This is a genomic window from Pseudoduganella sp. LjRoot289 (assembly GCF_964252925.1).
Lineage (GTDB): Bacteria > Pseudomonadota > Gammaproteobacteria > Burkholderiales > Burkholderiaceae_D > Rugamonas.
Map to the genome: position 1 here is coordinate 141754 of NZ_CAXUPN020000001.1, position 21029 is coordinate 162782.

The 21029-nt window shown below is 65.5% G+C and carries 15 protein-coding genes; 8 read left to right on the plus strand and 7 right to left on the minus strand.

Translation table 11 applies throughout. The annotated features are described in order from the left end of the window. Positions 1-6: 6 nt before the first annotated feature. Both ACSQ8Y_RS00675 and ACSQ8Y_RS00680 read right to left on the minus strand, forming a co-directional pair. Entirely contained in the window at positions 7-1275 is a 1269-nt protein-coding gene (locus ACSQ8Y_RS00675; RefSeq protein ID WP_436264546.1) for a YeaH/YhbH family protein, read from the minus strand. 93 nt (positions 1276-1368) lie between these two features. Further along, a complete protein-coding gene (locus ACSQ8Y_RS00680; protein WP_436264547.1) occupies positions 1369-3291 on the minus strand; it encodes a PrkA family serine protein kinase in 1923 nt (640 codons plus the stop codon). 511 nt (positions 3292-3802) lie between these two features. On the opposite strand from ACSQ8Y_RS00680, the gene ACSQ8Y_RS00685 reads away from it, so the two are divergent. Together ACSQ8Y_RS00685 and ACSQ8Y_RS00690 are read left to right on the plus strand one after the other, a co-directional pair. Continuing rightward, entirely contained in the window at positions 3803-4816 is a 1014-nt protein-coding gene (locus tag ACSQ8Y_RS00685) for an adenosine deaminase (protein ID WP_436264548.1), read from the plus strand. A gap of 46 nt (positions 4817-4862) precedes the next feature. Beyond that, positions 4863-7403, plus strand: coding sequence for an ABC transporter permease (locus ACSQ8Y_RS00690; RefSeq protein WP_436264549.1), 2541 nt, complete (start codon positions 4863-4865; stop codon positions 7401-7403). 4 nt (positions 7404-7407) lie between these two features. Here the strand turns inward: ACSQ8Y_RS00690 and ACSQ8Y_RS00695 are convergent, their stop codons facing one another. Beyond that, a complete protein-coding gene (locus ACSQ8Y_RS00695) occupies positions 7408-8373 on the minus strand; it encodes a response regulator (RefSeq protein WP_436264550.1) in 966 nt (321 codons plus the stop codon). Positions 8374-8473: 100 nt separating this feature from the next. On the opposite strand from ACSQ8Y_RS00695, the gene ACSQ8Y_RS00700 reads away from it, so the two are divergent. Further along, positions 8474-8863: a group II truncated hemoglobin gene (locus ACSQ8Y_RS00700; protein ID WP_436264551.1), complete on the plus strand. Its 390-nt coding sequence runs from the start codon at positions 8474-8476 to the stop codon at positions 8861-8863. A gap of 48 nt (positions 8864-8911) precedes the next feature. Continuing rightward, a complete protein-coding gene (locus ACSQ8Y_RS00705; RefSeq protein WP_436264552.1) occupies positions 8912-10165 on the plus strand; it encodes a DNA recombination protein RmuC in 1254 nt (417 codons plus the stop codon). A 112-nt stretch (positions 10166-10277) separates the two neighbouring features. Here the strand turns inward: ACSQ8Y_RS00705 and moeA are convergent, their stop codons facing one another. From moeA to ACSQ8Y_RS00720, 3 genes are all read right to left on the minus strand, one after another. Further along, a complete protein-coding gene (gene moeA / locus ACSQ8Y_RS00710) occupies positions 10278-12257 on the minus strand; it encodes a molybdopterin molybdotransferase MoeA (RefSeq protein ID WP_436264553.1) in 1980 nt (659 codons plus the stop codon). Between the two features lie 22 nt (positions 12258-12279). Next, positions 12280-13380, minus strand: coding sequence for a GTP 3',8-cyclase MoaA (gene moaA / locus ACSQ8Y_RS00715; RefSeq protein ID WP_436264554.1), 1101 nt, complete (start codon positions 13378-13380; stop codon positions 12280-12282). A 114-nt stretch (positions 13381-13494) separates the two neighbouring features. Next, positions 13495-16737 carry an Rne/Rng family ribonuclease gene (locus tag ACSQ8Y_RS00720; protein WP_436264555.1) on the minus strand — a complete coding sequence of 1081 codons (3243 nt, stop codon included), beginning with the start codon at positions 16735-16737 and terminating at the stop codon, positions 13495-13497. Positions 16738-17315: 578 nt separating this feature from the next. On the opposite strand from ACSQ8Y_RS00720, the gene ACSQ8Y_RS00725 reads away from it, so the two are divergent. The 4 genes from ACSQ8Y_RS00725 to ACSQ8Y_RS00740 are packed head-to-tail and all read left to right on the plus strand — an operon-like array spanning position 17316 to position 20476. Next, on the plus strand, positions 17316-18404 hold the full coding sequence (locus ACSQ8Y_RS00725; protein ID WP_436264556.1) for an RluA family pseudouridine synthase: 1089 nt from the start codon (positions 17316-17318) through the stop codon (positions 18402-18404). Then, entirely contained in the window at positions 18385-19044 is a 660-nt protein-coding gene (locus ACSQ8Y_RS00730) for an HAD-IIIA family hydrolase (RefSeq protein WP_436264557.1), read from the plus strand. Before ACSQ8Y_RS00725 ends, ACSQ8Y_RS00730 begins: the two co-directional genes overlap by 20 nt. Beyond that, positions 19023-19418 carry a Rieske (2Fe-2S) protein gene (locus ACSQ8Y_RS00735; protein ID WP_436264558.1) on the plus strand — a complete coding sequence of 132 codons (396 nt, stop codon included), beginning with the start codon at positions 19023-19025 and terminating at the stop codon, positions 19416-19418. Before ACSQ8Y_RS00730 ends, ACSQ8Y_RS00735 begins: the two co-directional genes overlap by 22 nt. Before the next feature lie 23 nt (positions 19419-19441). After that, positions 19442-20476, plus strand: a complete 1035-nt coding sequence (locus ACSQ8Y_RS00740) for a S49 family peptidase (protein WP_436264559.1) — start codon at positions 19442-19444, stop codon at positions 20474-20476. Between the two features lie 174 nt (positions 20477-20650). Here the strand turns inward: ACSQ8Y_RS00740 and ACSQ8Y_RS00745 are convergent, their stop codons facing one another. Continuing rightward, the gene (locus ACSQ8Y_RS00745; RefSeq protein ID WP_436264560.1) at positions 20651-20956 is read right to left on the minus strand and encodes a hypothetical protein; all 306 of its coding nucleotides are present in this window, start codon (positions 20954-20956) and stop codon (positions 20651-20653) included. Positions 20957-21029: the final 73 nt, after the last annotated feature.

The following is a 21029-nucleotide window of genomic DNA, read 5'->3' on the forward strand; positions in this document are numbered from 1 at the left end:
GGCTGCTTATTTCGGCTGCTTTTTGAACAATTCGCGGAACACCGGGTAGATGTCGGCCGGCGTGACGATCTTCTGCATGGCGAAGTGCGGGTGCAGGTCCGGCACCTGGGCGTACTGCTCCCACAGGTTCTGCGGCGGGCCGTCGGTGATCTCGACGTAGGTGTAGTACTGCACCTTGGGCATGATGGTGTTGACCAGCAACTGCTTGCACAGCAGCGAGTCGTTGTCCCAGTTGTCGCCGTCGGAGGCCTGCGCCACGTAGCTGTTCCACTGGCCGGCGCCGTAGCGCTCGTCGATGATCTTGTTGAGCAGGTGCAGCGCCGACGACACCACGGTGCCGCCCGATTCGCGCGAGTGGAAGAACTCGTTCTCGTCGACCTCGGCCGCCGCCGTGTGGTGGCGGATGAACACCACCTCGATCTTGTCGTACACGCGCTTGAGGAACAGATACAGCAGGATGAAGAAACGCTTGGCCGTATCCTTGCGGCTCTCGTCCATGGAGCCGGAGACGTCCATGATGCAGAACATCACCGCCTGCGTCATCGGCTTGGGCACCTTGATGCGGTTGCTGTAGCGCAGGTCGAACGGGTCGATATAGGGGATGGCCAGCAGGCGCGTGTGCAGATGGTGTATCAGCTTGCGCAACTCCACCACGTAGGGGTCTTCCATCGGCGCGCCGGCCTCGAGCAGCGCCTGCAGTTCCAGCTCGGCCTCGTGCAGGCGCTTGCGCGAACTGCCGCCGACGGCGATGCGCCGGCCCAGCGCGCCGCGCAGCGAGCGCAGCACGTGGATGTTGGACGGCGTGCCCGACACCGTGTAGCCGGCGCGCTGGTTCTTGAATTCGGTGGTGGCCGTGAGCTGGGTCTTGACCAGGTTGGGCAGTTCCAGGTCCTCGAAGAAGTAGTTCATGAATTCTTCGCGCGACAGTTCGAAGATGAAATCATCCTCGGTCATCTGGTCGCTATTGCCGGCCTTGCCGCGCCCGGAGCCGCCGCCGCCTTTCGGCCGCGTGATCTGGTCGCCCTTCAGGTATTCCTGGTTGCCCGGGTTGATCACTTCCCATACGCCGCCATGGGCGTGGCCGAACGAGGGTTCGCCCACATCCTTGACGGGGATGGAGACTTTTTCGCCATTCTCAACGTCGGTGATGGAACGGCCCTTGATGGCCCGTCCCACCGCGTCCTTGATCTGGCTCTTGTAACGCCGCAAGAAGCGCTCGCGGTTGACCGCGGACTTGTTCTTGCCTTGCAAACGACGATCAATGAGGTAAGTCAAAGTGCCTCCTGCTGCTACATGAATGCCGGCGCCGGGACCGGGCGGCGGCGCCGCCCGTCTTCATGCCACTGCCCCTATTATCGCACCGCCGGCTTAGGACGACTTCCTCACACGCAGATACCACTCGCACAGCAGTCGCACCTGCTTGGCGGTGTAGCCTTTTTCCACCATGCGCGCGACGAAGTCGGCGTGTTTGTTGGCGTCCTCCGCGCTGGCCTTGGCGTTGAAGGAGATCACCGGCAGCAACTCCTCCGTGTTGGAGAACATCTTCTTCTCGATCACGGTGCGGAACTTCTCGTAGCTGGTCCAGGCCGGGTTCTTGCCGCCGTTGTTGGCGCGCGCGCGCAGCCCGAAGTTGACGATCTCGTTGCGGAAGTCTTTCGGGTTCGAAATCCCGGCCGGCTTCTCGATCTTCTCGAGCTCGTTGTTCAGCGATTCGCGGTCGAAGCTCTCGCCGGTGTCCGGGTCGCGGTATTCCTGGTCCTGGATCCAGAAGTCGGCGAAGGTCACGTAGCGGTCGAAGATGTTCTGGCCGTACTCGGAATAGCTCTCCAGGTAGGCGGTCTGGATCTCCTTGCCGATGAACTCGACATAGCGCTGCGCCAGGTGCTCCTTGATATAGGAGAAGTACTTCTGCTCGGTCTCCGGCGGGAACTGCTCGCGCTCGACCTGCTGCTCGAGCACGTACAGCAGGTGCACCGGGTTGGCGGCCACTTCGGTGGTGTCGAAGTTGAACACCTTGGACAGGATCTTGAAGGCGAAGCGCGTCGACAGCCCGTTCATGCCCTCGTCCACGCCGGCGTAGTCCATGTACTCGTGGATGGACTTCGCTTTCGGGTCGGTGTCCTTCAGGTTCTCGCCGTCGTACACCAGCATCTTGCTGTAGACGCTGGAGTTCTCAGGGTCCTTCAGGCGCGACAGGATGGCGAACTGCGCCATCATGCGCAGGGTGCCCGGCGCGCACGGCGCCTTCTCCAGCGAGGAGTTGGCCAGCAGCTTGTCGTAGATCTTGACCTCGTCGGTCACGCGCAGGCAGTAGGGCACCTTGACGATGTAGATACGGTCGAGGAAAGCCTCGTTGTTGCGGTTGTTCTTGAAGGCCTTCCACTCGGACTCGTTCGAGTGCGCCAGGATGATGCCGTCGAAGGGGATCGCGCCGAAGCCCTCGGTGCCCTTGTAGTTGCCTTCCTGGGTGGCCGTCAGCAGCGGGTGCAGCACCTTGATCGGGGCCTTGAACATCTCGACGAATTCCATCAGGCCCTGGTTGGCCAGGCACAGGCCGCCGGAGTAGCTGTAGGCGTCCGGATCGTCCTGCGCGTAATCCTCCAGCTTGCGGATGTCGACCTTGCCCACCAGCGAGGAAATGTCCTGGTTGTTCTCGTCGCCCGGCTCGGTCTTCGAGATCGCGACCTGCTTCAGGATGGACGGATAGCGCTTGACCACGCGGAACTGGTTGATGTCGCCGTTGAACTCGTGCAGGCGCTTGACCGCCCACGGGCTGGGGATGTTGCGCAGGTAGCGGCGCGGGATGCCGTAGTCCTCTTCCAGGATGGTGCCGTCCTCGAGCTCGTTGAACAGGCCCAGCGGCGACTCGTTGACCGGCGACCCCTTCAGGCAGTAGAAGGGCACCTGCTCCATCAGCGATTTCAGTTTCTCGGCGATCGACGACTTGCCGCCGCCGACGGGACCGAGCAGGTAAAGGATCTGCTTGCGCTCTTCCAGGCCTTGCGCCGCGTGGCGGAAGAAGGACACCACCTGCTCGATGACCTCCTCGGTGCCGTAGAACTCGCGGAAGGCGGGGTAGATCTTGATGACCTTGTTGGCGAAAATGCGGGACAGCCGGGTGTCGTTGCGCGTGTCGACCAGCGTGGGCTCGCCGATGGCGGCCAGCATGCGTTCCGGCGCCGTGGCGTAGGTGAGCCGATCCTTCTTGCAAAGCGCGAGGTATTCTGTCATCGACATTTCCTCTTCCTTGGTGCGCTCGTACCGTGCTGCGTAGTTGTCAAAAATGGTCATTTGAATGTCCTTTGATGTAAACCTGCTAGTCACCTGGTCGGCAGTCAAGACGGCTGTCGGCCCTTGTTTGTGCGAAGCAAACTCCCATTTTATTTTTCTTTGTTATCGTCGCCAGCTGCCTGATTCGGAACGGATTGCCCGTGCCCCGGAGCTGAACTTTGTGGCCGTGCGGAGGACTGTTGCCGGCATGTTTGTGTGTATGTCGTAACGCATCTTACGTCTATGAAATTTATTATTGCTCTATTGGATCAGGAAGTCAAAAGGTATGTCGTAAATTACTTAACAAGATTCTGCAAGCCGTTGATTCCAAAAACAAAACCGTGAAAAATTGTTGATTTTCCAGTGGTATTTCCAGCGTTTTTCCGGTGCTTCCACGCCACATTAGCACGGCTGAAGCAGTCATGCCGACACGCATGCAAACGACGCGTTGCGCGGCGGCCAGAAATGCGCCGGCCGCACTTGCGTTAAGATGGCCGCATCCCCGTCATTTCACCCTCACACGGAACACATCATGATGAACGACCAGCTACGCACCGTGGTGCAAGCGATGCCCAAAGCCGAACTGCACATCCACATCGAAGGTTCGCTGGAACCGGAACTGATCTTCGCGCTGGCCGAGCGCAACGGCGTCACGCTGCCCTACGCCTCGGTCGACGCGCTGCGCGCCGCCTACGCCTTCACCGACCTGCAATCCTTCCTGGACATCTACTACGCCGGCGCCAGCGTGCTGCTGGAAGAACAGGATTTCTACGACATGACGGCGGCCTATCTGAAGCGCGCCGAAGCCGACAATGTGCGCCACACCGAGATCTTTTTCGATCCGCAGACGCACACCGCGCGCGGCGTGGCGATGGCCACCGTCATCGACGGCATTTACCGCGCCTGCCGGGACAGCCCCGTCAGCGCCAGCCTGATCATGTGCTTCCTGCGCCATCTGCCAGAAGAGGACGCGCTGGCCACGCTGGACGCCGCGCTGCCGCACCGCGACAAGATCATCGGCGTCGGCCTCGATTCGTCCGAGGTCGGCCACCCGCCCGAGAAGTTCGCGCGCGTGTTCGCGCGCAGCCGCGAGCTGGGCCTGCACCTGGTGGCGCACGCGGGCGAGGAAGGCCCGCCGGCGTACATCGCCTCGGCGCTGGACGTGCTGCATGTCGAGCGCATCGACCACGGCGTGCGCGTGCTGGAAGACGCGGCGCTGACGGCGCGCGTGGCGCGCGAGCAGATTGCGCTGACGGTGTGCCCGCTGTCGAACACCAAGCTGCGCGTGTTCGACCGGATGGCGGACCATAATCTGGTGGCGCTGCTGGACGCGGGCCTGATGGCGACCGTGAATTCGGACGACCCGGCCTATTTCGGCGGCTATATGAACGCCAACTTCCTGGCCACCTTCGAGGCGCTGCCGCTCGGCCTGTCGCACGCCCGGCGCCTGGCGCGCAACAGCTTCCAGGCCTCGTTCCTGGCGCCGCAGCAAAAGCAGCAATTCCTCGACGAAGTGGACGCCTTCTTCGCCGCCGTTCCAGCCTAAACGAGCACGCGGTTTTCCGCACCATCGATGCAGTTTCGGGAGCACCATGTTTAAACAGGCTTTACGTATGACCTTGCGCGACTGGCGCGCGGGGCAGTTGCGCTTCCTGCTGGTGGCGCTGGTCGTGGCCGTGGCCGCGCTGTCGGCGTCCGGCTTCTTCATCGACCGCCTGCGCTCGGCGCTCGAGCGAGACGCGCACCAGCTGCTGGGCGCGGACATGGTGGTCAACGCCGACCAGCCCCTGGCGCCGGCGTGGCGCGCGGAGGCGCAGCGGCGCGGCCTGCTGCTGGCCGACACGGTGGTCTTCCCCAGCATGGCGCAGGCCGGCGAGGGCGATGCGGCCGTGTCGCAGCTGGTGTCGCTCAAGGCGGTCAGCCCCGGCTATCCGCTGCGCGGCCGCGTCAAAACCAGCCTCGATCCGGAACAGGCCGGCGACGGCGTCGGCACGCCCGCCGACGGCGCCCCGGAACCCGGCACGGTATGGGTCGACGCCGGCCTGCTGACGGCGCTGAAGATCGCCGTGGGCGGCGAGCTGAAGATGGGCGAGCAGCGCTTCAAGGTGGCGCGCCTGATCGCGGTGGAGCCGGACCGCGGCGCCTCGTTCATGAACTTCGCGCCGCGCGTGATGCTGCCGTTGGCGGACCTGGCGGCGACCAATCTGGTGCAGCCCGGCGCGCGCGTCACCTACCGCTTGCTGCTGGCGGCGGCGCCGCAGCGCGCGCAGCAAGTGCCCGAATACGAGGCCTGGCTGAAGGAGCGGATCGCGGCGGACGGCGTCAAGGGCGTGCGCGTCGATACGCTCGAAGCGGGCCGCCCCGAGATGCGCTCGACGCTGGAACGCGCCGACCGTTTCCTGTCGCTGGTCGGCCTGCTGTCGGCCATGCTGGCGGCGGTGGCCGTGGCGATGGCGGCGCGCCGTTTCATGATGCGCCACCTGGACGCCTGCGCCATGCTGCGCTGCCTGGGGTTGACGCAGAACCAGGCCGCGTCCCTGTATCTGATCGAATTCCTGCTGGTGGGCCTGGTGGGCAGCGTGATCGGCGTGGCGCTGGGCTACGCCAGCCACTTCATGCTGCTGGAGGCCCTGGGCAAGCTGGTGGCGAACGACCTGCCGGCCGCCACGGTGCGCCCGGCGCTGCAAGGCCTGGCCACCGGCATGCTGCTGTTGGCGGGCTTCGCGCTGCCGCCGGTACTCCAGTTGCGCAACGTGCCGCACAACCGCGTGATCCGGCGCGAGGCCGCCGCGCCGCAGCCGATGGCGCTGGCCACCTATGGCCTGGGCCTGGGCAGCTTCGTGCTGCTGTTGCTGTGGCAGGCCGGCGACGCCAGGCTGGCCTTGATGACGGCGCTCGGCTTCCTCGGCGCCTTCGCCCTGTTCGCGCTGGCGGGCTGGCTGGCCTTGAAATCGCTGAAGTCGCTGCGCGGCGCCTTGCGCCACCAGGCGTGGCGCTTCGCCGTCACTTCGCTGCAGCGCCGTCCGGGCGCCACCGTGGTGCAGATCGTCTCGCTGGCGCTGGGCTTGATGGCCTTGCTGCTGCTGACCGTGGTGCGCGGCGACCTGATGACGGCCTGGCGCAACGCCACCCCGGCCGACGCGCCGAACCGCTTCATCATCAACATCCAGCCGGAGCAGAAGGACGATATCGCCAGGCGGCTGATGCAGGCGGGCGTGGCCGGCGCGCCGCTGTATCCGATGATACGGGGCCGCCTGGTCGCGGTGAACGGCGAGGCCGTCGCCGCCGCCACCTATACCGAGGACCGCGCGCGCGGCCTGGCGGAGCGTGAATTCAACCTGTCGACGATGAGCACGATGCAGGAGGGCAACCGTATCGCCGCCGGAAAGTGGTTCAGCGAGGGGCGAGATGACGCCAGCGCCCCGGCCGAGGCCTCGGTGGAGGAAGGCATCGCCAAGACGCTGCGCCTGAAGCTGGGCGACACGATACGCTTCGACATCGCCGGCTCGCCGGTGGAGGCCAGGATCACCAGCTTGCGCAAGCTCGAATGGGGATCGATGCGGGTCAATTTCTTCGTCATCATCAACCCGAAGGCCATGGCCGATACGCCGCAGACCTGGATCACCGCCTTCCACCTGCCGAAGGCGCAGGCCGGGCTGGGCAACGCCCTCACGCGCGACTATCCCAACCTGACCATCGTCGATGTCGGCAGCGTGCTGCGCCAGGTGCAGGCGGTGCTGGACCAGGTCATCATGGCGGTCGAGTTCCTGTTCGCGTTCACTTTGCTGTCCGGCGTGCTGGTGCTGTACGCGGCGCTGATGGGATCGCAGGACGAGCGCACCCGCGAGGCCGGCCTGCTGCGCGCGCTGGGCGCGACGCGCAAGCAGCTGTCGCAGGCGCAGCTGATCGAGTTCACGCTGGTCGGCGCGCTGGCCGGACTGCTGGCCGCCAGCGGCGCGGCCGCCATGGGCTGGGCGCTGGCGACCTACCAGTTCAAGTTCGAGTGGGCCTTCAATCCGGGCGTATGGCTGGCGGGGCTGGCGGCGGGCGCGTTGTGCGCCATCGCGGGGGGCTGGCTGGGCCTGCGCAGCGTGCTGAACCAGCCGCCGCTGCAGACCCTGCGCGAGGCCTGAATCGCTACGCCGCGTCGCGCAGATACTGGGCGTGGCTGTAGGGCTGCTCCGGCAGATAACCGGGCGGCAGCTCGAACAGCGCCCAGTAATACAGTTCCTCGCCCTCGCAGATCTGGGGTTCGCGGCAGTAGTGGCGCCAGCTGCCGTTGATCGACTTGTCGTACATGCCGTCGTGCCCCAGGTGCTGGAAGAAGGGCAGCACGCTGCGATCCGCCAGCGCCTGCAGCAGCTGGCGCGGCGCGCCGCTGTCGCGCGCCATCTCGAATTGCGCCTGCATGCCGCGCTCGGTCTCGACCACCATCAGCTGCGCCTTGCCGGCGCCGTCGAGCAGCAGGATGCCGTTCGGGCGCGGGAAGATGTAGTGCTCGACAAAGCCGTGCCGCTGGTACAGCTGCCGGGCCACCGCCGCCAGGCGCGGGCAGCGCAGGAAACTGTAGTCGTGCAGGGCCAGCAGCGCGCGCTCCACGCGCGCCTGGTCCAGGAACCAGGCCTGCCGCAACTGCCCGATCTGGTCTTCCAGCCGGGGCAGGGCGTCCTGGTCCTGCTTGCGCACGTAGCGGTCGATCAAGCCCTCGTTCAGCGCGTCGATGGCGATGCGCTCCTCGGCGGCCCCGGCCAGCAGGATCTTCTTGCACGGCAGATGCTGCAGCGCGCGGCAGAAATCGAGCCCGTTCATGCCGGGCATGTAGAAGTCGACCACCAGCACCGACGCGATCTCGAAACGCTCGCGCTGGCTGCTGACGCGGAAGATGCCCTCCACGTCCACCGTCACGCTGCAGCCGGGCAGGTCGTGGTTGACCCGCAAGGACGGCGCGGCATGGCGCGGGCTTTCCATCAGCCAGTCCAGCGCCAGGTCGGCCCGATGGAAAGTCTTGAAAGATTGCCGGCGGGCAGAGAGACCTTGCAGCAAGGGGCTACTGTCATCTACGAGGACGGTCAGCGTGGGGTGGCTGTAGATGGGCAGTTTCATTTACTTTGGTACTATTGATCAGGAAAGAAGTTTCACCCGAAATATGGTCTTGCAGCTTGATCGATATCAAGCTTTTGCTGTGTAGGCTATGATTGAGGCTATGAACGAGCCACAATCCCTGTATGACGCCATAGGCGGCGAACCCAAGCTGCGCGACATGGTAGACCGCTTTTACGACCTGATGGAACTGGAGCCGGAGTTTGCCGGCATCCGGGCGATGCATCCGCCCACGACCGAAGGTTCGCGCGACAAACTGTTCTGGTTCCTGTCCGGCTGGATGGGCGGGCCGGACGCCTATATCGAGCGCTTCGGCCATCCGCGCCTGCGCATGCGGCACATGCCGTTCGCGATCGGCACCAGCGAGCGCGACCAATGGCTGCGGGCGATGGCCTGGGCCATGGAGGACGTCGGCATCGCCGAGGAACTGCGCGTGCGCCTGATGGAGTCGTTCTACCAGACGGCCGACTGGATGCGGAACCATCCGCACTGATCCCCGGCACCGATACACCGCACGGATACACCGCACTGGTACACAGTCATGACCCATATCGAATTTTTCGTGCTGCTGGCGCTGGGCGCCGTCCTGCTGGTGCTGCAGGTCCTGATGCTGTTGCGCGGCCGCGCGCAAGGCGGCGGCCACGCCGAACTGGCTTCCCATATCGAACGGGTGGAGCGCGAGGTGCGCATGCAGCTGCAGGCCACGGCGCAGGCGTCGCGGCAGGAGATGGGGCAGACCTTGTCGCAGTCGCACGCGGCCACGGTGCAGCAGCTGGACGGCATGCGGCGCCAGATCGAATTGCTGACCGAATCGAACGCGCGGCGCCTGCTGGAAGTGCGCGCCACGCTGGAAGCGAAGATGCGCGAGCTGCAGACCGACAACGGCGCGCGGCTCGAGGAGATGCGCAAGACGGTCGACGAGAAGCTGCACGCCACGCTGGAGGCGCGCCTGAGCGCCTCGTTCCAGCAGGTGTCGGAGCGGCTGGAGCGCGTGCACCAGGGCTTGGGAGAGATGCAGTTGCTGGCGCAGGGGGTGGGCGACCTGAAGCGGGTGCTGACCAATGTGAAAACGCGCGGCACCTGGGGCGAGGTGCAGCTGGAAATGCTGCTTGAACAAGTGCTGACGCCGGAGCAGTACGCCAAGAACGTGGAGACGGTGGCGGGCAGCAATGCCCGTGTCGAGTTCGCGCTCAAGCTGCCGGGCCAGGTGGCCGGCGGCGCGCCGGTGTGGATGCCGATCGACGCCAAGTTCCCGAAAGAGCAGTACGAGCGCCTGCTGGAAGCGGCCGAACGGGCCGACGCCGAGGGCGTGGCAAGCGCCGGGCGCGAGCTGGAGCGGGCCGTGCGCGGCGAAGCCAAGACCATCGCCGAAAAATACCTGGCGCCGCCGCAGACCACCGATTTCGCCATCCTGTTCCTGCCGACCGAAGGCTTGTACGCCGAGGTGATGCGCAGGCCGGGGCTGGCCGACGAGCTGCAGCGCGTGCACCGCGTCAGCATCGCCGGGCCGTCGACCCTGATGGCGCTGCTCAACAGTTTGCAAATGGGATTCCGCACGCTGGCGCTGGAGAAGCGCTCGTCGGAAGTGTGGCAAGTGCTGGGCGCGGTGAAAACCGAGTTCGGCAAGTTCGGCGACATCCTGGCCGCCACCAAGCTCACGCTGGAAAAGGCCGCGCGCAACATCGAAACGGCCGAAGTGCGCAGCCGCCAGATGGCGCGCAAGCTCAAGTCGGTCGAAGCGCTGCCCAGCGAGGCGGCCCAGCTGGTGCTGGGGCCGGAAGCCGACGGCGAGTAGGGCGGCTTGGCTGGGCGGGCCGGGCGGTGGCACCGCCTTGGCCGCCGGGCGTCGCGGCGGCCAAGGCGCCTTGCGGCGTCCGCGCCTTAAGCCGCCCTGCGCCGCGTGGGTGTCAGATCAAGCCGTGGAAGGGGACCACGTCCACCATGTCGCCGGGGGCGGCGTCGCCCTGGGCGGCGGCCAGCACCACCATGCAGTTCGCTTCGGACATGGAGCGCAGGATGCCGGAGCCTTGCGCGCCGGTGATGCGCACTTCCTGTTCGCCGTTGCCGTTCACCGTCAGGACGCCGCGCTGGTATTCGCTGCGGCCGGGCTTTTTGCGGATGGCCGCCGCGCTGCGCACGCGCATCGTCGTCAGGCTCGGGTCCGCCCCCATCATCTGCAGCAGCGCGCCGCGCGCGAAGAAATAGAACGCCACCATGGCGGCGACCGGGTTGCCCGGCAGGCCGAACAGCAGGGCGCTGCGGCCATTGGAGGCTATCCTGCCGACGGCCATCGGCCGCCCGGGCCGCATTTCCATTTTCCAGAAAGCGACGTCGCCCAGTTCGGCCATGACCTGGCGGATGTAGTCTGCCGCGCCGGCCGAGACGCCGCCGGTGGTCAGGATGACGTCGGCGTTCTCGCAGGCGCCGCGCAGCGCGGCCGTCAGCGCCGCCGGGTCATCCTTGACCGCGCCCATGTCGATGGGGTCGCAGCCCAGGCGCATCAGCACGCCGTATAGCGTGTAGCGGTTGCTGTCGTAGATGCTGCCCGCGTCCAGCTTTTCGCCGACCGAGCGCAGTTCGTCGCCGGTGGAGAAGAAGGCCACGCGCAGGCGGCGCCGCACCGGCACTTCGGCAATGCCGAGCGAGGCGATCAGGCCCAGGTCGGCCGCCGTCACCAGCTTGCCCTGGCGCAGGGCGGGATGGCCGGCGGCCAGGTCTTCGCCCTTGAAGCGGCGGTTGGCGCCGGTGGCCACGCTGCCCGGCGCGACGGTGACGCCGGCGTCGGTGACGGCGGCGGCCAGTTCCTGCGGCAGCACCGTGTCCAGCCCGGCGGGCATGACGGCGCCCGTCATGATGCGCACGCACTCGCCTGCGCCGGCGGGCACGCCGGCGGGCCGGCCGGCATAGGCGGTGGCGACCACCTTGAACGTGGTGGGCGCGTCCGGTTTCAGCTCGGCGCCGCGGAAAGCGTAGCCGTCCATGGCCGAGTTGTCGTGGGCCGGCACGTCGATGGGCGAGACGATGTCGGCAGCGAGCACCCGGTCGAGCGCGCTGCGCAGCGCCACGGTCTCGGCCAGCGGCTGCCCGTGCGGTTCCTGCCGCCGCTGCAGCACCAGGCTGCGGATGATCGCCTGGGCCTGCTCGACCGGCATCGCGTCCGGGGTGTAGCCGGGGACGGCGGCGAAGGCGCTGCGCTGCCGCGGTTGCGTGGCCGCCTGCCCGTGCGCTGGTTCATGCGGATGCGCGTGCGGATGCGCGTGCAGGTCCGCGTTCCCGTGTTGTTGCGGCTGGCCGGCCAGCGCTTCCATGTCTTTCAGGTCGCCCAGGGTGTTGATGTTGCGGAAGGCCGCGTTGTCCGTGAACACCACGTGGGCCACGCGCACGGCTTTGTGCCAGCCGTCCATGCGGCGCGCGCCGGTGTCGAGGTAGGCGTTCAGTTGCGGCAGCACGCCCGTTTTCATCAGGCTGAACACGGGGTGGACACGCTGGTAGGCATCGCCGGATTCGTCGGATTCCATGGTCGCGGCCACGGCCAGGTCGGCGCCTTGCGCCTGCATCGCCTCAAGCAGGCGCTCGGCCAGGTCGGACGGCAGGAAGGGCGAGTCGCAGGGGGCGGTCAGCAGCAACTCGGTGGTGCAGCGGCGCAGCGCGGTGTGCAGGCCGGCCAGCGGACCTTCGAAGCCGGCCAGTTCGTCCGGCCAGACCGGCACGCCCATGGCTTCGTACACGGCCTGGTTGCGGTTGGCGCTGATGGCCACGCTGCCCACTTGCGGCGCCAGCCGCTGCAGCACATGGGCGGCCAGCGTGCTGCCGCGGAAGGGCTGCAGGCCCTTGTCGACGCGGCCCATGCGGGTGCCGCGTCCGCCTGCCAATATCAATCCCGTCATGTTGCTGTGCTTGCTGCTCAAACTATCCCCCGATATAAGACATCTCGACTTTTTTTGTGATGCCAGCCGTCTGGCTGGTGCGCAGCTCGGAATAGCGGTCGCCGCGCGCCTGCCATAAATGGCTGACCGCGCCGGCGATCTGGGCGTCGCTGGCGCCGTCGCGCAGCAGGGCGCGCAGGTCGTGGCCCCGGGTGGCGAATAAACAGGTGTAGAGCTTGCCTTCGGTGGACAGGCGCGCGCGCGAGCAGTCCTTGCAGAACGCTTGCGTGACGCTGGAGATCAGGCCGATCTCGCCGCCGCCGTCGAGATAGCGCCAGCGTGCGGCGGTCTCGCCGGTGTAGTTGGCCGACACCGGTTCCAGCGGCAGCTCGGCGCCGATGCGGCGCGCCACCTCGGCCGAGGGCACCACTTCGTCCAGTTTCCAGCCGTTGGAGGCGCCCACGTCCATGTATTCGATGAAGCGCAGGATGTAAGGGCTGTCCTTGAAATAGCGCGCCATCGGCAGGATTTCCTGGTCGTTCATGCCGCCCTTGACCACCATGTTGACCTTGATCGGCCCCAGCCCGACGCCGTGCGCCACGTCCAGGCCGTGCAAGACGTCGGCCACGGCGAAATCGACGTCGTTCATGCGCTTGAAGACGGTGTCGTCGAGCGCGTCCAGCGACACGGTGACGCGCTGCAGGCCGGCGTCCTTCAGCGACCGGGCTTTCTTCGCCAGCAGCGAACCGTTGGTGGTCAGGGTCAGGTCGAGCGGCTTGCCGTGCACGGTCTTGAGCTCGGCCAGCATGCCGATCAGCTTTTCGATGTTCTTGCGCAGCAGCGGCTCGCCGCCGGTCAGGCGGATTTTTTCCACGCCGTGGGCGATGAAGATGCTGGCGATGCGCGTGATTTCCTCGAAGCTGAGCAGCGAGGTGTGCGGCAGGTAGTTGTAATCCTTGTCGAACACTTCCTTGGGCATGCAGTAGACGCAGCGGAAATTGCAGCGGTCGGTGACGGAAATGCGCAGGTCGTGCAAAGGGCGGGCGAGCTGGTCCCGCAGGCTGCCGGTGGGCGCCTCCAGGACGGCTGGCACGACAGCGGCCCGCGAGCGGCTGTCGGTGAAGAGGATGATTTTTTCAGACATAAAGATACGATAGCACGATGCCACCTTGTCGGGTGCCGCTGCATGCATACATGAAATACGGACGAAAAAAAGGGGAAGCGCTCGGCTTCCCCTTTCAGTCAGGCAACTCGGCGCTTAACGGCGGGTGTCGACCTGGATCAGCGGCTCGTCCGCTTGCGGCGGCAGCGGCTTGCGCTCACGCGGCACGCGCGCCGGAGCGGTCGTGCTTTGTGTCGCGGCTTCCTGCGCAGCGCGCAGTTTGGCCGGGTCGGTCGCTGCCAGGGTCAGGCCGGCGGCTTCCAGAATAGCGTTCAGGTCGGCGGCTGGCTTGGCCGCCGGCGCTGCTGCTACCGGGGCCGGCGCTGGTGCGGCCACCGGGGCTTCAACCGCCGGGGCGGCTTCCACCGCTGGCGCTGCTGCCGGCTCGGCTGCCACTTCGGCGACCGGGGCGGCTTGCGGCTTCTGCTCGAAAGCGTACTCGGCGGCTGGTGCTGGCTCAGGCGTTGCTGGAGCAGCTTGTGCTGCGGCAACTATCGGGGCAGCAACTATCGGGGCAGCAACTACCGGGGCGGCGACTACCGGGGCGGCAACTTCGGCTGCCGGCGCGGTTTCAACCGGCGCGACTGGAGCAACTGCGGCCGGGGCAACTTCTACCGGGGCAGCGGCGGCGGCTTCAATTGGAGCAACTTCAACCGCAGCTGCTGCGCCGACTGCGACCGGGGCGGCTTGGACTGCTTCGGCTACGGCGGCAGGAGCGGCTTCAACGGCCGGCACAGGCGCATCGACGGCGACGGTCGGATCGACCGGTGCCGCCACGGCGACAGGCGCTTCGGCTGCAACTTCCTGCGCGGCAGGCGCTTCGATTGCAACGGTCGGGTCGACCAGGGCAGCAACGGCCAGCGGAGCGGCAGGGGCTGCGACGGCGGCTGCCGCTGGAGCGGCTTCGCCTTCGGCCGGGGCCACGGTGAAGCTGACGGCCGGGGCGGTTTCGCCTTCGGCCAGTTCCGCGCCTTCCGCGCCTTCGATGCCTTCGCCTTCGCGTTCACGGCGGTTGCGGTTGCGGCCACCGCGGCGGCGGCGGCGGCGCGGCTCTTCGCCGTCCGCTGCTTCGCCATCTTCGCCTTCAGGGCCGGCGTTGGCCGACACTTTCGGCTGGGTGGCTTCGCTTGCAGGCGCCGCCACCGGCGCACCGGTCAGGGTGACGGCCGGGGCTGCGGCGCCTGCAACGGCTGCCGCTGCGCCCAATGCCAGTTCTTCGGTTTTCACTTCGCCAACCGGCGCCTTGTCGGCGCGCGGTTCGCGCGGCGGACGCGGGGTGCGCTCGGCGCGTTCCGGACGCTCGGCGCGCTCCGGACGTTCAGCGCGTTCCGGACGCTCGGCGCGTACGCCTTGCGCGTCGGCCGGCTGGCCTTCACGCGGTTCGCGCGGCGGACGCGGCGGGCGGGCCGGACGGCCTTCGCGGCCTTCGGCTTGCTTGGTTGCATCTTCGCTACCCGGACGGCTGCCCGGCTCGCGCTCTTCGCGCTCGCGGCTGCCCGGCTTGCCGGTGCGGCTGCGGCCGCGCGGGCCGCGGGCGTTGCGGTCGCCGCGCTCGGAAGCGGCCTTGGCGGCTGCTGCGGCGCTGACCGGCGCTGGCGCGGCCACCGGCTCTTCCTTCTTCGGCGAGAAGAAGGAGAACAGCTTGGCGAAGAAGCCCTGCTCGGCTGGCGCGGCCAGCACCGGCACGGCCTTGACGGCTTCCGGCGCGGGCTTGCGCTCAACCACGGGTGCCGGCTGGGCCGGGGTGATGGTCTTGACGACAGCTTCCTGGCGCGGCTTGGCTTCTTCCTTCTGGCGCTTGCTGTAGGCCATGTCGGTTTCTGCTTGCTCGGCCATGGTGTAGCTGGCGGTGTGGTCTTCCAGGCGCGGATCGTCGTGCTTGATGCGCTCGAGCTTGTAGTGCGGCGTGTCCAGATGCTTGTTCGGGATCAGGATCACGTTGATGCGGTGGCGGTTCTCGATCTTGAGCACTTCGCCGCGTTTTTCGTTCAGCAGGAAGGCCGCCACGTCCACCGGCACTTGCACGTGGATGGTGGCCGAGTTTTCCTTCATCGCCTCTTCCTGGATGATGCGCAGCACCTGCAGGGCGGACGATTCGGTGTCGCGGATGTGGCCGGTGCCCGAGCAGCGCGGGCAGGTCACGTGCGAACCCTCGGACAGCGACGGACGCAGGCGCTGGCGCGACAGTTCCATCAGGCCGAAGCGGGAGATCTTGCCCATCTGCACGCGGGCGCGGTCGTGGTGCAGCGCGTCCTTCAGGCGCTGTTCGACTTCGCGCTGGTTCTTGGCCACTTCCATGTCGATGAAGTCGATCACGATCAGGCCGCCCAGGTCGCGCAGGCGCAGCTGGCGGGCCACTTCTTCGGCCGCTTCGCAGTTGGTGTTGAAGGCGGTGGTCTCGATGTCGGAACCGCGGGTGGCGCGGGCCGAGTTGACGTCGACCGAGACCAGCGCTTCGGTGTGGTCGATGACGATGGCGCCGCCCGACGGCAGCGGCACCGTGCGGCTGTACGCCGTTTCAATCTGGTGTTCGATCTGGAAGCGCGAGAACAGCGGCACGTCGTCGCTGTAGCGCTTCACGCGGTGCACCATGTCCGGCATCACGTGGCTCATGAACTGGTGAGCCTGCTCGTAGATGTCGTCGGTGTCGATCAGGATTTCGCCGATGTCGGGCTGGAAGTAATCGCGGATCGCGCGGATGACCAGCGACGATTCCTGGTAGATCAGGAAGGCGCCGTTGGAGGCCTTGCCGGCGCCCTCGATCGCGCGCCACAGCTGCATCAGGTAGTTCAAATCCCACTGCAGCTCTTCGACGTTGCGGCCGATGCCGGCGGTGCGGGCGATCACGGACATGCCTTGCGGCAGGTCCAGCTTGTCCATGGTTTCGCGCAATTCCTGGCGCTCTTCGCCCTCGACGCGGCGCGACACGCCGCCGCCGCGCGGGTTGTTCGGCATCAGCACCAGGTAGCGGCCGGCCAGCGAGATGAAGGAGGTGAGGGCCGCGCCTTTGTTGCCGCGCTCCTCTTTTTCCACCTGCACCATGATTTCCTGGCCTTCGCGCAGCGCTTCCTTGACGGAGGCGTTGCGGACGTCCACGCCCTCGCGGAAGTAGGTGCGCGCCACTTCCTTGAACGGCAGGAAGCCGTGGCGGTCCTCGCCGTAGCTGACGAAGCACGCTTCCAGCGACGGTTCGATCCGGGTGATGACGCCTTTGTAGATGTTGGACTTGCGCTGTTCACGACCAGCGGTTTCGATGTCGATATCGATCAGTTTCTGACCGTCGACGATGGCAACGCGCAACTCTTCTTGCTGCGTCGCATTGAACAACATGCGTTTCATTTTTATTAACTCCGCGGCCCGAAGGCCATCTCTAGCCATTCCCTCGGGAACGGCGTAATACCAGGGATATACGCGGGAGTAAGGAGGCTGCGGGGAGATGCCTCGTCATGCGGCGCAGCAACGTGTAACGTTGCGGCCGCAAAGGGCGCATGAGGCCGAGCGTCATGCCGAGTACGCGCACTGCTTGCAACTCATCCAACGGGCCGACCGGTCAACAGGGTTAACCGGGGCGGGGGGCAGAGAATGCAGGCGTGCGCAAAACGTCGAGCCAGCGCATCTTGTATGGTGCGTGGCGAAAACGGCAAGCGTAATCAGCTTCATCAACCGGCGAGCAACGACTGTGTGCTTGCTCGCCGGACTTATCCTAACAATCCAGCCTATCTAATCCCAGCACCCGTGCACGCTACCCGATGGCGACAGCGGTCGCCACCCTGATATCCACACGAGTGTGCGTATACATTTATTTCCACCGAATTTGCTAAATAAGCGAGGCCAGTGGATACGCCCCTGTGTAAAATGTGCTTTTATTCTTACACGTACAGCAGGTTAAACTGCGGCAAAACGATTATATATTCAAAATGAAGGACTTAGAGAGATTTTCTGGGAAGAACGGCCGAAACAAGGTCCAGAATGCGGCGCAAATGCCGCAAGCCGTGCCCCCCACACAGGTCCTGCCGCAAGCACAATTCCTGACGATAGGCGAAGAAGAGGCGGGTCAGCGCATCGACAACTACCTGTTGCGTATTTGCAAAGGTGTGCCGAAAAGCCATATTTACCGCATCCTGCGCTCCGGTGAAGTGCGCGTCAACAAGGGCCGCATCGACCAATTGTACCGTTTGGTGCAAGGGGACGTCGTGCGCGTGCCGCCGGTGCGCGTGGCTGAAAAAGCCGAGGCCAACGTGCCTGCCGCCGAGTTCGACATCATCTACGAGGACGCCCAGCTGCTGGTGATCGACAAGCCGGCCGGCACCGCCGTGCACGGCGGTTCGGGCGTGTCCTTCGGCGTCATCGAGCAGCTGCGCGCGTCGCGCCCGGACGCCAAGTTCCTGGAACTGGTGCACCGCCTGGACCGCGACACCTCCGGCCTGCTGTTGCTGGCCAAGAAACGTTCGGCCCTGACCAATCTGCACGAGCAGATGCGCGACGGCCACACCGACAAGCGCTACCTGACCTTGGCGGTGGGCGACTGGAAGAACGCGCGCCAGCACGTGAAGTTGGCTTTGAAGAAATATTCGACGGCGGACGGCGAGCGCCGCGTGTCGGTGGCGCCGGACGGGCTGGCCTCGCACACGGTATTTACCTTGCTGAAAAAATATCCGCAATTCGCCTTGCTGGAGGCCGAGCTGAAAACCGGGCGCACCCACCAGATCCGCGTTCATCTGGCATCGTCCGGCTTCCCCATCGCAGGCGACGACAAATACGGCGATTTCGCTCTGAACAAGGCGCTGCAGAAAGGCGACGCCACGCGCGGCGCGCTCAAGCGGATGTTCCTGCATGCCCACCAGATTACGTTTACCCACCCGGAAACGGGCAAACCCATGACCCTGAACGCGCCGCTGGCCGCCGAATGCGAGCGATTCTTGGTAAGCTTGGGTAAACCAATGCATTTAAATACAGAGGAGCCGGCGGCAGGGCGCGCCGGAACACATGGCAAGAAAGCAATTTGATCTGATCGTCTTTGATTGGGATGGCACGTTGATGGACAGCACATCAACGATCGTGAAGTGCATACAGGCAGCGGCCAAGGATCTCGGCCTGCCGGTGCCGCGCGAGGACGCGGCCTCGCATGTGATCGGCCTCGGCTTGTACGAGGCGATGCAGGCCGTCATGCCCAATATCGACCCCAAATACTATCCGCGCATGGTGGAGCGCTATCGCTACCACTATCTGTCCAAGGACCACGAACTGACCCTGTTCGCCGGCGTGGCCGAAATGCTGCAGGAACTGACGCAGCAGGCTTATTTCCTGGCCGTTGCCACAGGGAAAAGCCGCGTCGGCCTGAACCGCGCGATGAACGCGGCCGGCCTGCTGTCGACCTTCGACGCCACCCGCTGCGCGGACGAGACCTTCTCCAAGCCGCATCCGGCCATGCTGCAGGAACTGACCCGCGAACTGGGCCAGGACTTGAAACGCACCGTGATGATAGGCGACACCAGCCATGACTTGCTGATGGCGAACAACGCCGGCGCGGCCGCGGTGGCGGTCGAGTACGGCGCCCATCCGGTCGAACAGTTGCAGGCCTGCAATCCGATGTATTCGGCCAAAACCGTGTCCGAATTGCATCAATGGCTGAACGAGAACGCCTGATGAGCGACAGCGTCGAGATCCTGATCTGCGCCGCCGACGCGGTGCAGGAGGGCGGACGCGGCGTGCGTTTTCCGGTCACGGCCGGCGGCGAGGACGCCACCGGCTTCGTGGTGCGCCACGGCGGCAAAGTGTACGGCTACCTGAACCGCTGCGCCCACGTGCCGATCGAACTGGACTGGTCCGAAGGCGAGTTCTTCGAATCGAGCAAGCTGTATATCATGTGCTCCACCCACGGCGCCATCTATGTGCCGGACAGCGGCTACTGCGCGGGCGGTCCCTGCCGCGGGAGGCGGCTGCGTCCGATCGCCGTGCTGGAACGCGACGAGCAGCTTTACTGGCAGCCGGATGACTACATCCGTCCCGCCCGCGCCTGAACGGCGCTACAACGAATGATCCCATGAGCGACAACACGAGCGATACACATGACACCGGCGCCGCCGCGCCCGAGCCCGGTCCGGCCAAAGCGGCCCCGGCCACCCCTTCGGTTGCCGGGTTGAACTGGGAACGCGAAGTGCTGGAAAAACTGGTGCTGTCGACGGTACGCGAGCGGCGGGCCAATCGCCGCTGGAGCATCTTCTTCAAATTGATGACCTTAGTGCTGGTATTTATCGGCATCGCCGCCTATTTCGACTTTACTTTCCCCGGCAGCGACTCCGAAACCCTGGGCCGCCATACGGCGCTGATCGAGATCGAAGGCAATATCGAGACCGAGGGCAGCGGCTCGGCGGCGGTGGTGATCCCCGCGCTGAACAAGGCGTTTTCGGACAACGGCTCGGTGGCCATCGTGCTGCACATCAACAGTCCGGGCGGCAGCCCGGTGCAGGCCGGCATGATCGTCGACGAGATCCGCCGCCTGCGCCGCGGCTATCCGTCCAAGCCGCTGTACGTGGTGGTGGACGAGATCTGCGCCTCGGGCGGTTATTACATCGCCGCCGCCGGCGATAAGATTTATGTCAACAAGGCCAGCATCGTCGGTTCCATCGGCGTGCTGATGGACGGCTTCGGCTTCAACGGCATCATGGGCAAGGTCGGCGTCGAGCGCCGCCTGCTGACGGCCGGCGCGGACAAGGGTTTTATGGATCCGTTCAGCCCGCTGACCGACAAGCACAGGCAGCACGCGCAAACCATGCTCAACGAAATCCACGCGCAATTCATCGACGTGGTGCGCAGCGGGCGCGGCAAGCGCCTGAAGGAAACCCCGGAAACCTTCTCGGGGCTGTTCTGGACCGGTGCCCGCGCCATCGAGATGGGCCTGGCGGACGGCTTGGGCACGGTGGACACGGTCGCGCGCGACGTCATCCATGCCGAGGACATCGTCGACTACACCCAGCATGAGGGCTTGCCGGAGCGCGTGCTGAAGAAATTCGGGGCGGCAATGGGGGCGGGCGCGATGAAGGCGGCGGTGCAAACCGCCGCGCCCGCCATCCGCTGAGTGTTATGCGGGTATGAACAGGGTACGTGAACGCACAGAAGAACATTGCCAATTCTGCTCGATTTTTTCTTGTATTCTTTCCGGGGTGGGCTATATTGGTGTTGTAGTTCTTTCCCCGGGAGGCCCGCATAAACAGCATAACTCGTTGTCTGCAAAAGTTTGCCGAAACTCGAACTACTCAACCGCATCGCTGATGCGGATCAGAGAGAATTTCAATTCCTCGCATTGAGTCCCGCGACGGGACATGAGAACGGCGGCGTCATAGCCGCTGTTTTCATTTACGCTTTCCACATAGCCCTTCTGTTTGAATCCGCCCGCCGCCAGCCAATCCATGTAGCGCTGCTGCGCCCCGGCGTGCCAGTCCGCCTGCGGCATGGATGAGGGCGCCGTGCCGTCCGTGTCCAAGCGCCAGCGCGCCACGCCCAGCAGCGTGGCATGCAGTGCGAGATGGCGGCTTGCAAGCTTTTTCCGGGAGCTCATCTTGCGTCCTTTCTTACGGGGGTAGGGAAATTCCTACGTTTAATAAAGTGTATCCCAGCAAAACGAACACCCT